Here is a 12767-nt window from a genome sequence, read left to right as displayed (position 1 = left end):
TCATAATAAATTTGGCAGAGGATTAAAGATTAGTTATTGTGACTAACTCTTTTGGTTAGAGAAAGATAAAATTGAGAATCTTCAGTCAAATTTATTGACTCAAAATTAGCTGTACTTAATTTAAATGAATCAACCCTACCCTTATCAAGGGGGGAAGGGGGGATCAAACCCCCCTTATCAAGGGAGATCCCCCCGCCTATCGGCACCCCCCTTATCAAGGGGGGCAGGGGGGATCAAACCCCCCTTATCAAGGGAGATCCCCCCGCCTATCGGCACCCCCCTTATCAAGGGGGGCAGGGGGGATCAAACCCCCCAGATAATTGACCACCACTAAACCAATACATTTGTACTATAGTCTGCCCAAAAAAATCCCAGAAAAGGGAATGAGGAAAAGAGGGAAAAAAAGGGGAAAAGGATTACAGGGTCCTCCCAGCACCGCACACCACCCGAAAACCGAAGTCGTCGTCGAAGTCGCGGCGGTAGTTGACGAGGCGGTAAGCGGAACGGCAGTAATAGGGATTGACGAACCAAGAACCGCCCCGCAGTACACCAATTCGTTTATCCGTCAAGAGTTCATTTATACTATTTAATAAGTTTTCATAACGATTATCATTATTTGTCTCGTCCCAAACGCTCCCGTCTGTGGGCGGTGCGCCTTGATAATCACTATGCCACGGATCTAAACACCACTCCCAAACATTCCCGTGCATATCGTACAGCCCAAAGGCGTTGGGGGGATAGGAGCGGACGGGGGTGGTTTTCTTTGGGGATTTTTTCGCCTTTTCTTGTTGATAGACCTTTGAACTATTGTAATTCGCCAGTTCTCCCGTGATCGTCTCGCCAAAGTGGAAGGGGGTGGTTGTTCCCGCTCTACAAGCGTATTCCCACTCGGCCTCGCTTGGTAAACGGTAATTTTTTCCCGTGTGACGGGACAGACGGGCGCAGAATTCGATCGCATCGTACCAACTCAGGCGATCGACGGGGTTATTATCACTTTCCTTAAACTCCGCAGGTTCTGGATCGAGGTCTTTTCCTTCCCTCGGTAGGTGGGCCACGAACCGCCATTGCGCCAGGGTAATCGGAGTCTGGCTCAGGTAGAAGGCACTGACGCTCACGGGGTGTTGGGGTTTTTCAGACTTGAAATCGTCCTTTTCTCCCGGTGAACCCATCAGGAAAGTTCCCCCCGGAATAGCAACCATAGTCAGGGGTTCGATTCCCTTGCCTAGGGGTTCCTCGTAGTAGTAGGCCTCCCGGGATTCTCTTTTGGTAATTTCTCCCCGTTTATCGACGTATAGGGTCTCGAAGGTGAATTTTAGGAGTTTTTCCGGGGTCAAGATTTCCTGTTTTCGCTGCCTCACTCTCTCCTCGATGTTTTGGGCGATATCGGCGTACTCTCCCCCCCAAGTGCGGAGAACAGCCGCGTCCACCTCAGCGAAATAGAGAGAGCGATCGCTGACTGCATCCGCTAGAGAACCCTGTGGATTGGGGATTAGAGCCGAAAAATCGCGAAATTCACCGTAATGGTCGCGAATATAATCGCCGATGCCGCGCCAAATATCGATCGTGCGCCGGTTGGCACTATCTGCCAACAGTAGCTGACGAATGCCGGGGTAAAAATCGTACCAAGCATCCGGAACCGTCGCTCCCTCCGGACTAAAGGTAGATTTTTCGACCAGTCCGCTAAAAAAGACCTCCGCTAGATGCCAATGTTTACTATCGGGTAAAAATCGCCGCTGTGCCAATCGCATCACCGGAGGAATCAGAGGAACGGCCGCCAGCACTTTAGCCAGTTCTCGGGCCAAGGGACTGGCATCGATTAAAAAGCCTCTCAATAACTCTTCCGGGGATTCCGCTTCCGGAGCGGCTGCTTCTTCTTCTCCAGTTTCACCCATATTCACCCCCGCAGTCTTTGCTCCCATTAAAACCCCCTGAATGGAGTTACCACCGCTCCCAGCGATAAATTTCGCCCAGGTTGCAAAGTGAGCAGGGGATAGATTGAAAATGGGGAACCGATAGAGAATCTGCTTCGTGCGGAGTCTTTCCCCCACTTGCAGTATTGCATTGGCAGAAGCGGGACCCGGTGCAATCAAAGGCCGGAGGATTGCTCCCTCTAAAGCGGTTCGTTGCCATAGCTCCTGCGGGAAAATGTGAGCGATGGTGACGGGGTGTTCTTTGCCCAGATCCGCTAGGGTGGCGAAGGCAGACCCCGATCGCCAAGCTTTCCCCAAAGTATCGGTTAGGACGATAAAAAGTCGGTTTCCAGAGGGTGCAACCAGACTGCGAGGGTTCCGTTCGATTTGCCCGGCGCCGGAAAGCAAACGAGCTTCATTTTCACCCGTCTCGAACCACCAAACCCGCACATCCCTAAAAAAGCCTTGCCAACGGAAGAGGGTAGTCATTCCCCCCGCTAGATCTCCCCAAAATTCCATCGGGGGAGAGCGATCGATCAACAGGTGAACCTCTAACCAACGTTCTAGGGGGGGACGGAAAGCGAGCATCGGTAATCCCCCCGCTTCGGCCGTCCGTTCCACTGTAACCTCGATATCCAACTCGTCGGCCCGTAATCCAGGCACGCGACGCGCTAGGGGGAGAATTGCCTTACTGATGGCGGTGGGTTCGGGTATCGGAAAGGGATCGGGGACGCGAACGGGAGAAGAACGATCGCTCTCGACCGAATCGCGCTTCCGGGAGGTCTGCGTCGGGCGATCGATGTTTTCGGGATGGACAACGGGGAGCGTTGACTCGATCGCTCCGGGGGGAGGGGTTTTTTCACCGCTGCCGGATGACCGGTTATCCTCCTGATCATTAGATGAGGTTGCTTCCGACTGTCCGGGCTGCTCGATCGACCAAGGCGCGATAATTCGATCGAGGTAAGCAGCGCACCAGATCAGTTCTGCCATTTCCCTCTCGTCTTCCCACCAGATGGCTTTCTTCCCTTCCATCTCTCCCCCTACCCTTGCAAGGATTTAAAGATGGTGTCTAGCAGCGATTGGCGATCGGTGGCGGTGAGGTCGTTTCCCTGTAGTAACAGATAGACCGCGTTGAGCAGTTGATCGGTGGCTAGTTTGTCTTTGCGTTTGATTCGATCGAGAAATTCCCGGATCAGATTTCTGGCCGGTTCGTCCAATTGATTTAGGCTCTCCGGGGGGAAACGTTGCTCTAGTATCCGATAGAAATCATCCTCGTTGTCGGGTTGTTCGAGTCTTAAACGCAAACATCGACGCAGGAAAGCGGGGGGAAACTCCCGGGCCTCGTTACTGGTCATGAATACTAGGGGGAACTCCTGACAAGACACACAACCTCGATCGATCGGGATTTTTTCCTCGCTGTCCTCCTGTTGACCGCGATAGGGAAGAACCGATTGGTTGCCGGTTTTTAATCGTGTCAATTCCGGTATCTCAAAAAATCCCTCCTCGAAAATATGGAGGAGATCGTTAGGCATATCGATGTCGCTTTTATCGATCTCATCAATTAGCAGCACCGCCGGTCGTCCGGGAAGGGATTGATAAAAAGCCATCCCCATGGGACCTAATCTTAGATAGCTGCCGATATCTGGTTCCTCGTACTCTCCCCCCTCTCCCACTTTCTGTCTTTGTAGGGAAGCTTCCTGTAACCGTCCGATCGCATCGTAGGCATAAAGACCCTCTTTAAGGGTGGTGCGGGAAACGATCGACCAACGGTAGGGGCCGGGTAGTCCCAATTCCCGCGCGACTGCGTAGGCCAGGGAAGTCTTGCCGGCGCCGGGGTTGCCCTCGATCAGTAGGGGACGACGCAAACAGAGGGCAGCATTCACCAATTCCACCGCTTTCCTATCCGCGACGAATCCTAAAGCCCTAGGGTCGATTTTTCCCTGTTCGGGCGGTATTTTCTGCGATTTTGCCGCTTTTGTCCATTCTTCTGGGGATAGGCTAAAACTGCGCCAAGGAGGTGGCGGTGGGATGCGATCGAGGTGTTTTCTTTGTTCTTTGGGTGTGGGTAAACTGTTCGCGCTCAGGGTCAAACCCCGATAGATGCGAAGGTCTTCTGGTTTGGAAACTGGTTTATTGGCCATTGGATTCCACCACTCTCGTGTTTAGAGGTCTCGGTCTCGGGGCGGGTTTGGGGTATAGATCGTCCCAGAAAAGGGCGATTTTTCGCTTGTTTCTGCGTAATTCTTTGATATTATCGGGCCAGTTTCTCCATTCCGAGGGTTTTAGATCGTTATCTGCCATCGGTTCGCCGGCGTTTCGACTCCAGACGGCGATCGGCAGGGATTCCACGATATCTTCCAGATCGGCGATCGATGGTTCGGTTCCGATGTAGTAATCTTTCTGGTCAAGATCGCTATTATTTTCCCATAAAGCTCTCTTGATCTCCTCGATCTCGTCGCGTATCTCTCGGAAATCTTCATCGAAATAGCGATCAAAGGAGTTAATAAAAACAGGATACTCGTATCCGATAGATGGCCCCTCACCGCATCTAAACTTAATATCTTCTAGGGAGTGTTTCAGCAAAGCAAATGGAAGGAAAAACTCAATCTCTAGTCTCGCTTGATTGGGTAAATAGTAAAACATTTCAGGAATTACCTGATAGAAACTATCTTGCATTTCTTCTAACATAAAACCTTGTTCTTTTTTATAGATATTCCATAACTTAATTTTATTGTTTATTCCCACAAAAAACATCGTATTTACATAAAAATATTCTGTTTGTAAGCCCGTATTATTATGTTTATCAATTGCGGGTGAGATTACAATTTGTATTCTTCCTTCTAGTTCGATATTTTTATTAAATTTATCCCACAATTCTCTCGCATATTTTTTGATTGTGTCTAACTGCACACCATCCCTATATCGAACAGCTTCACCTTTCCAAGTATCAATATTTTCAGCATTTTCAGCAATATCTAGGTTTTGATGCTTATATAACTTCAATCTGCACCATTCAGAAAATAAAATCAAAGGACATATTTCTTTATTAACTGGCTTACTAGACAAATCTTTTAGTTTTTCTCTAAGCTCTTGTATGTTTGAAATAGATGACGATTTGGGATCCTCATAGACTAACAGAAAAGAGTTGATTAAAAATAAACTATTATCGGAATTAATATTTAAAATATTGAAAAGTTTTTCGATTAAATTAAATCGTTGATTTTCCCATTTTTGGTCAGCTTTAGGATAAGTAGGAAAAAAGATAGCATGGGTTTCAATTCCTAGCGCAGAATAATTAACACGCTGATTACTGTCAACATTTTGGTTCATTTTATGAACCAACAAACCTAGATCGACATATCCAGAGTGGGAATAAAACTCGATCGCTTTTATGTCATCGAGAGCTTGTTGCAGCGATCGGGATAAAACGCCTTCGATCGCTGTATCTTTTGCCCTACAAGCTGCCATAACATGAATAGCTATATTAGCTCCTCGAACCGCTTCATATTGTTTGATAGCATTGCTAACGAATTTTATAATATCTCCCGCACCACTTTGGGAGTAACAAGTATCAATAATATAGAGAACTTGAGAGATGGTTACTTGGTTATTTTTAATAGGAAGAACTAAGTCTTGAGTCGGTAAAGCCGTTGAAGGTATATCGTCACTATTTGTGTCTTCCAGTATGAGATAATGTCTATCACCTGGACAATATTCGCCATGACCAGAATAGTAAAAAATAAGAATATTTTTCGTTCCATGCCGCTCTCTATCCCGAAGCCAATTAGGGAATAATTTTTTAAGATCGTTAGTTGTGGGATTCAAGTGTAAACTTGGCAGAACTCTTTCATATCCAAAACCACTGGTAAAGAGACTGTTCACCAGTTCTAAATCCGTCTCGACGCTGGGTAATTGCTCGAATGCGTTGTAATCCTTTGTCCCACAAGCGATCAGATAATACTTGATTTCTTCATCCATATCATTACCCATCAATCGATTAACCCCGATCGAATCGCTTCCCCAGTTGCAACCGCCGTCAGATACCTTTTGGCATCATGAGCCTCGCAACCATTATAAACTAGCTTATCCTCGACAGTTCCCTCAAATAAAGGGTTGAGTTGCTTTGTCAACGCCACCACATCGCCATCGTCCGCGATATTTACCCATCTTTCCACATTTCCGGGCCAGCGCCCCAGGTTATTGCGGGGGGATGGTTGCAGTCGATCGAAAATTAATTGTCTTATCCCCAAAGGAGAACCGAGAGTGACAAAGACTTTAATCGGCCATTCTGGATGCTGACATAAAGTTTCGTAACAGACGATCGAACCGAGAGAATGAGCTACAAGTACCCGCGTATCTTCACCGATACATTCTATTACTCGCTCTTGAATCTGCTGTTTTAGCTTTTGATCGTGTAAATAGCTCCCTACTTGCTTAAGATAAGAAATAACCAATTTCTCGGCAATGCTACCGAAAAACCGAGATTCACTTAACCCCGACAAAGCTCTCTGGATAATTTTTGGGGTAGATTTTTCTCTCAAAAGGCTATTCGCATTGGGATGATTATTTTCTAATCGTTCCGTTTCTTGCCACCACAACTGAAGTAATTCTTTTTCCCAATCGGAATCGATATCATTAACATCGTAGTTCGGGATACCGAGCGCTTTCGATTTTCCCCGAAAAATATCTCCGTAAAACGCACAAAGAAAATCGGTATCGGACTTTAACTCGGTTCCCGCGAGTTTCAATCCATCCTTGAGACTTGGCAACCACTCAGCAGAAATCGTGTTGCTACCCCTAAATTCTTGCGCGATACCATGAACACCGACAATTTTAGCCATGATCGTGCGGTTACAGGGCTTCCCTATCCCTGTTGATTTCCAATTTTAAACGGTTTTTCCCACTTTAGACCGAGAGCAAATTTAAAAACTGCCTTGCTTTGATCGCCTTGTCAGTCGAGATAGACCGTTCAAAAACAGCAACCAAACCACCACCACCAACCAATGCAGCACCGAGATCGTCCAGAGAGAACCAGTCAGCCAATAGACAACGGTGCAAGTTAATCCCAATAAAGCCGCTAAAATCAAGAAAATAGGCTGAAAAAAAGTCGGATTGCCCTTTTTGTAAAAAATAATTGCATTGAGGGGATGATAGACGGTAAAAAGCGTGATGCTGACCAAAGCAGAGAGGATCAGGTTAGCTGTGGAAGTTGCCGTTTCCGGATGGGGAATTAACAGCACCCGAAAGACGAATTCCTCCCAGAATGCCGGGAAGAAAAAACAAAAGACGAGCATTTTCAGTATCTCTAACGGTCTCCGTTCGGGGAAGTGCCAACGTAAAAAACCCGACCGGAAACCGATGGTCAGGGCGATCACAGCGTACAATCCCAATCCGATCGCCGTCACCCCCCAATCCCGACCGGTAAGGGGCAGCACGAGCGCTCCCAAAGTGCGACGGAGCATTGGCGCGATCATCGGCATTTCCCCGAATAACTTGGTCGGTGCGAGGGGTAAAATCTCCGGCATCGCTCCCCCAACCTGATTAGTACGGAGGAACCAGAGAGTAGCTCCTGACCGCAAGAAAATCTCACCGATCACGTCATTGCTGCCTCGCGGTAACATCGAGCGCCAGCTTAGTAGAGCGTTGGCCAGTGTATTTTCCCGAATAAAGCCTTTTCCGCGACTATCGGTGATACCGGCGAGAATTTGGGCGTTTTGCCGCCAATCGGCCCGGATCACCCCCCGGGGAGCTAATACTTGTTCTAAACGATCGCCCAATTGTCCCAAACGTTGAAAACGCAAGGTTTCCGGATCGTCGGCATGGGTTGTCAACCAAGCGGCGATCTTTGGATCGGTTTCAAACTGGTGGCGCAGGGTAGCGATCGTGATATAAAGGGCCTGATTCGAGTCCTGGACGCAGGAAGTCGCGGGGGTAACACTAGAAACCCCGGTCCCGTCCCCGATTCGGTAGCGAGCCATCATGATCTCTAACTGCTTGCGGAATTCTGTCAGGGGGGACAGAGAAACCCCGCCAAAGTTGTAATCCTCCAATAGGTCTAATTTCACGATCGCATCGGATATGGGTCGGGAATTAAGCCATCCCCGCTCTAAACTACCCGTATAGTTCGCCCAACTCTGATATCCCGATAAAATCCCCTGGGGATTGTGAGCATACACCTGATCGTAATCGAGCTGCCACTGCAGCTCTCCCGTCTGGGCATCCCGAATCACTTCGTAGAGAAAATAGGAAAAATGACCCGTTACCGTTGCCAATTGTATTGATTCGCCTTTTTTACCGCCGATTCCCCCGAAGAGATGAATTCCTATTCCTTTATCCCCCTCTTTCCACGATTTTTTTTCACCCTCCGGCAGGACTGTTACCCGACTGGCGGTTCCTTTGCGGGCGGGGGTATCGTTCCAAGTGCCACGGGTGATGTAATCTTGGCCCGATCGCACCCCAGTCAGGATTTCCGTCGGTTGCAGTTGAAACAGCGATCGGGGTTTGAGCGCTTGAACGGTAAAGAGGTTATCCCGTCCCTGCACCCCGTAGATATACCAGCCCTCCTTTCCTTCGCTTGCTGCTGCTAACTGTCGAGGGGTGGAGATAAAACGTCCTCCAGAAACTAAGGGTTGTTGGGGAATGCGGATCACTTCCGAGCTGCCGTCGAATTGTCCACTGTCGCGGTTATAGTGTTGCACTCGGAAAAGTTCGCTCCCACAGGGGGGTGAACCGGGGCAAACCTTGGGGATGTCGGTGGGGGTTCGGAGGGGAGCTTCGCCGATAATTTTCACCAATGCCACGAAGCGCCCGGTAACGATCAAGGGCATTCGCTCCACTTGTAATGACGTTTCCCCGATTTCTGCATCGGGAAAGCTGACGACCACATCATCGAGCGGTCGCGATCCGGCCAGCGCTTGCAGTGGTCCGACCCCTGAACGACCATTCAAGCGAGTCGGTAGGATATTTCCCTGTTTTTCACTCTCGATCGCCTCTGGAGTGAAGCGAATATCCTTAGTAACCAGTCCTAAATATCGAGCCAGTGCCGGGGATTGCCGCCAACCTAAACGAACTTTTTGACCGACTAAATCCGGCCGGGGTGCTTGGTAAACCTGCAACCAAGTCCAATCTTCCCCCGGTGTGGCCGAATATTCCTCCGGTTTTGGCAAAATCAGGCGACCGATCCAGGGGGCGATCGGGCGATACCATCGCGGATCGAGGGATTGCTCTAGGGGAAAATAGCCCGGTTGATTGACCGCTAACCGACTCATGATCCAGTAGTCAGCCTTGGCTTCTTCCACGGGGCGCGGACTGAACAGAAACACCGCTAGAGCGATCGCCGCCAGCGAGAGAAGTATCCAGACAATCCGGGAAATCGTTCTTTTCATGGTATAGCTGACGCTCATCGATCGAGTCAGGTTTCTCCAGCCTACAGCGTTTAGACTAAGTAGCTGGTTATAATTAAATTAAAAACGGATTTTGCCTTTAATCCCCCCTTGATCCCCCCTTAATAAGGGTGGTGCCGATCCCCCCTTAGTCCCCCCTTGATCTCCCCTTAATAAGGGGGGCATCTGATAATTTTTAACGCCTAACTACTTAAATCCCCTGAGTATAGGCTACATATCAGGAGAGGCAAAGGGCAAAACCGAGAATAAATAATCAGTTTTTAATAACCGGATTTAGGATTAGAGTGATTTACCAGGTAAAACCAGATCACCAGTTAGATGGCGATAATCCTGTTTTATCCCTGAAATTCCGTCAAAACCCCATAGATAGCCCAGATAGCCATGGCGCGTAAATAATGACAGGCGCGAAAAGTTCCCACCGATGTTATTGCTTCCGGGGTGCGAAATTGTAGGCCATTTTCATAAACTTGTCGCACCACCGCTTCCGTAATTTGCCATCCTTGCTTTTCCATTCCCATTTGTAGTAAAAAAGCCACCAACCCAAAATTAATTCCTACCCAAACTTCTAAGGGATGAGTTGCCTCGGGATTTTCGGGAGTACCATCGGGTTTTAACCCATTTGCTGCCCCAAATTTTCCCCCATGAAACTTGAGAAAACAAGCCTGATAAATCTTACTTAAAGCTGATTGCGTGTATTGATTTTCTACCACATCCGGTAAAGCCAATAAACGGGCATAAAATTGACCGCATAATTGGTCAGTCATCACCACATCGGAACCACTGCCACTATCTAAATTATAATATTCTCCATTCCAGAGAGTCTGATGATAAATAGCGCGAGATTGCTGTAACCAACTGGTAAAAATTGCTGTATCTTCTCCAATGATTTCGCCAATTTTAAGCGTCGCTTCTAGGGCCGCTATCCACAAACCACCACAATAGGCACTAATTCCCTGTAAACGCCAATCATCAAAGGTTTGGTCTGGTGCACCAGAATTTTCGGGGATGCCATCGTTATCAAGGTCAAAAGTTTTTAAATATTGCAAAGTCAGGACAATTGACGGCCAACATTCCCGCAGAAAATCCTCATCTTTAGCCCCCGTTAATAAATAATCCCGATAAACTAATAAAACAAAATCACTGCCTAAATCTTTCCAGAGATTACAATCTTGATAACTGGTGTAATTGCTCTTTTGCCAAGGGTGTTCATTGGGTGCGCCTAAATCGTGGGGAGTGGCATTTTTAGCCTTACGAATGGCACTAGCTTGGTTATAACCGATAATCCGAGGAGTGTCGTCACTGCTGGGAATTGCCCTCGCAAAAGCTTCCATGACGGCCTTTTCTAAGCGCGGCCATAACATCAATAACCCAAAGGAACCATAGAGACGCACATCAAGACTTTCATACCAACGATAATCAATACATTCTAAGACCCCAAATTGACCGATGGGATCCTGTTCCGTGGCTGCCGTCCAGAGGGTCCCGCCGTCAGTTAGGAGGTATAATTCGTTAAATAAAGCCATTTTAAACCAATCGGCCAGATCGCTGCGTTCTAGGATCGGTTTTTGCCAGTTAATAATATTTTCTCGCCATGTATCGCCGTGTTTTAAAGCCGTGCGTACCATCGCCCAAGCATTTTGACCATTGCGACCGAAAAAGTCCGTATAACGACGATAATAGTTAATTCCTTCTGCAAATTCCGTGACGGGTAAATCCCAGGCTAAAATAAAGGGAATTTTGCGAGTTTTCCCCGGACGAATGGTAAAACGAATCGCCATGGCCGTGGCCGTTTGTTCCCCTTTTTCGGCAGGGGTTTCGTCCTCAATATCCGGTAAAGAGCCATTCATGGCGAAATAGTCCCAAACTTCGCCCCCATCGCCGGCAGGGTTCCATTTACCCAGATAGAATACCTCTAGACTCGGATTAGTAATACTGGCAATCGCCATCTGTCCATCCCCTTCCCCGGGGTTTTCGTAATCCCGACCCATTAGACAGCCAACGCGGAAATTATCGACAATCCATTGATTATAATTACCCTCACTTTCCCCCCATTTTGATTGATATTCATAGACGGGACTACCATCATCTCTCACCTTAACCACTGGGGATTTAATCGCGTTAGTAAACCAACCGATTGTATTTTGCCAAGTCAGCATAATACTAATAGTAATCGGTTTATCGGTGGGGTTATGAACCGTCCATTCAAATAGGGCTATAGGATAACTACTTTCTTGGTAATTATGCGCCCAAACCGGTGAGAATTGTTCGCAAATTAATTGAGTCTGAAAAACATCTTTGTACTCGTACCAACTGCGGGGATAAAGGGCAGAATATGTTCCCTTTTCGGCTGGATACCACGACCAGCGCGATAATGTTCCATCCTTGGGGCTTTCCGTCGCCATAGCGTAGGCTTGGGCGCTTCCGTCTTCTGTTTGTTCAAAAATGCTAAATTGACAGGCCGCAAGGCTATTAAAACTGTGTTCACCGCCGTCCAGATGCCAGAGGTTAAAGTCACCTTTGGGGGAACGTCCGATGCAACCGGCCCCAAATCCCCCCAGAGGCATCCCATGCCAAGGACCATCATCTAAATTGCTGGCATAGCGGACGCTGTAGGGTTTTTCCCAACCTTTGCCGAGAGGACGTTTCCAAGCGGCGGCGGGAATTTCTGGAAGGGAGACGAGATTAAGCATAGATTTAAGTGGGTTGTGGGGTGTGGGTTGTGGGGTGTGGGGAAGTGGGGAAGTGGGGAAGTGGGGAAGTGGGGGAGTGGGGGAGTGGGGGAGTGGGGGAGTGGGGAAGCTGTCTCATCACCCTATCACCCCAAAACCCTATCACCCCAAAACCCTATCACCCCAAAACCCTATCACCCTATCTCCTCCTGAATACTGAATACTGACTCAACCAAGAAACTTTTTCAGTAAACCCTAATTATTCGCTAAAAAGATAATTACTGCGATCGCTGACTGGCCAATCTTGATTTTCTCCCCCGATAATTAAACGTTTAATATCGACAAAATCCTTACTTAATTGGGTCAAGGCATTGATTAAAATATCTAAAGCAATAAGATCGCTAGTACCGAGATCAAACCAACAACGTCCCCAAGTACCTAAGTATTCAAAATCGGTCATATTGTGCATCGGTGACATAAAGGCATTTTCGGCCATATCTGGATCGTATTCCATATAACTAATATCGACTCCTACCTCTTGTACCTGTAGGTTTTCGGCATTGAAAGCCCCTAATTTACCCAAATAAAACCAAGAGGCAAAAACTTCTTCTACATATTGCTGTTCTATATTCGAGGGAACTGTGGAAAATTCCAGCCAAAACCAGACATCAAAAGGATTAAATTCGCGAAATTGTACTTGCATATTTTTTAGAGGAGACAGGAGACAGGAGACAGGAGACAGAAGACAGGAGACAGGAGACGGGGGAGTGGGAATTATGAATATA

At 47.7% G+C, this 12767-nt stretch carries 7 protein-coding genes; all 7 read right to left on the bottom strand.

The annotated features are described in order from the left end of the window. Positions 1-416 precede the first annotated feature (416 nt). The 7 genes from IM509_RS14685 to IM509_RS14655 all read right to left on the bottom strand — a co-directional run bounded on the left by IM509_RS14685 (position 417) and on the right by IM509_RS14655 (position 12685). Positions 417-2942: an SAV_2336 N-terminal domain-related protein gene (locus IM509_RS14685; RefSeq protein ID WP_185237495.1), complete on the bottom strand. Its 2526-nt coding sequence runs from the start codon at positions 2940-2942 to the stop codon at positions 417-419. A gap of 8 nt (positions 2943-2950) precedes the next feature. Then, positions 2951-4051, bottom strand: coding sequence for an AAA family ATPase (locus tag IM509_RS14680; RefSeq protein WP_185237496.1), 1101 nt, complete (start codon positions 4049-4051; stop codon positions 2951-2953). Beyond that, a complete protein-coding gene (locus IM509_RS14675) occupies positions 4041-5900 on the bottom strand; it encodes a VMAP-C domain-containing protein (protein WP_185237497.1) in 1860 nt (619 codons plus the stop codon). The genes IM509_RS14680 and IM509_RS14675 overlap by 11 nt, the downstream gene beginning before the upstream one ends. Continuing rightward, a complete protein-coding gene (locus IM509_RS14670) occupies positions 5900-6751 on the bottom strand; it encodes a hypothetical protein (RefSeq protein ID WP_072926884.1) in 852 nt (283 codons plus the stop codon). Before IM509_RS14670 ends, IM509_RS14675 begins: the two co-directional genes overlap by 1 nt. Before the next feature lie 81 nt (positions 6752-6832). After that, positions 6833-9313, bottom strand: a complete 2481-nt coding sequence (locus IM509_RS14665) for a CPBP family glutamic-type intramembrane protease (protein ID WP_081417894.1) — start codon at positions 9311-9313, stop codon at positions 6833-6835. Positions 9314-9648: 335 nt separating this feature from the next. Beyond that, positions 9649-12003: a GH116 family glycosyl hydrolase gene (locus IM509_RS14660; protein WP_185237498.1), complete on the bottom strand. Its 2355-nt coding sequence runs from the start codon at positions 12001-12003 to the stop codon at positions 9649-9651. A 238-nt stretch (positions 12004-12241) separates the two neighbouring features. Next, entirely contained in the window at positions 12242-12685 is a 444-nt protein-coding gene (locus tag IM509_RS14655) for a DUF3531 family protein (RefSeq protein WP_287717096.1), read from the bottom strand. Positions 12686-12767: the final 82 nt, after the last annotated feature.

The sequence above is a fragment of the Microcystis sp. M31BS1 genome, assembly GCF_020245285.1.
Taxonomy (GTDB): Bacteria; Cyanobacteriota; Cyanobacteriia; order Cyanobacteriales; family Microcystaceae; genus Microcystis; species Microcystis panniformis.
This window is presented reverse-complemented; position numbering and strand designations above follow the sequence as displayed.

Coding starts and splice junctions, on each gene's coding strand:
- IM509_RS14675 (WP_185237497.1), bottom strand. CDS start 5,900: ATGGGTAATGATATGGATGAAGAAATCAAGTATTATCTGATCGCTTGT.
- IM509_RS14660 (WP_185237498.1), bottom strand. CDS start 12,003: ATGCTTAATCTCGTCTCCCTTCCAGAAATTCCCGCCGCCGCTTGGAAA.
- IM509_RS14670 (WP_072926884.1), bottom strand. CDS start 6,751: ATGGCTAAAATTGTCGGTGTTCATGGTATCGCGCAAGAATTTAGGGGT.
- IM509_RS14685 (WP_185237495.1), bottom strand. CDS start 2,942: ATGGAAGGGAAGAAAGCCATCTGGTGGGAAGACGAGAGGGAAATGGCA.
- IM509_RS14680 (WP_185237496.1), bottom strand. CDS start 4,051: ATGGCCAATAAACCAGTTTCCAAACCAGAAGACCTTCGCATCTATCGG.
- IM509_RS14655 (WP_287717096.1), bottom strand. CDS start 12,685: ATGCAAGTACAATTTCGCGAATTTAATCCTTTTGATGTCTGGTTTTGG.
- IM509_RS14665 (WP_081417894.1), bottom strand. CDS start 9,313: ATGAGCGTCAGCTATACCATGAAAAGAACGATTTCCCGGATTGTCTGG.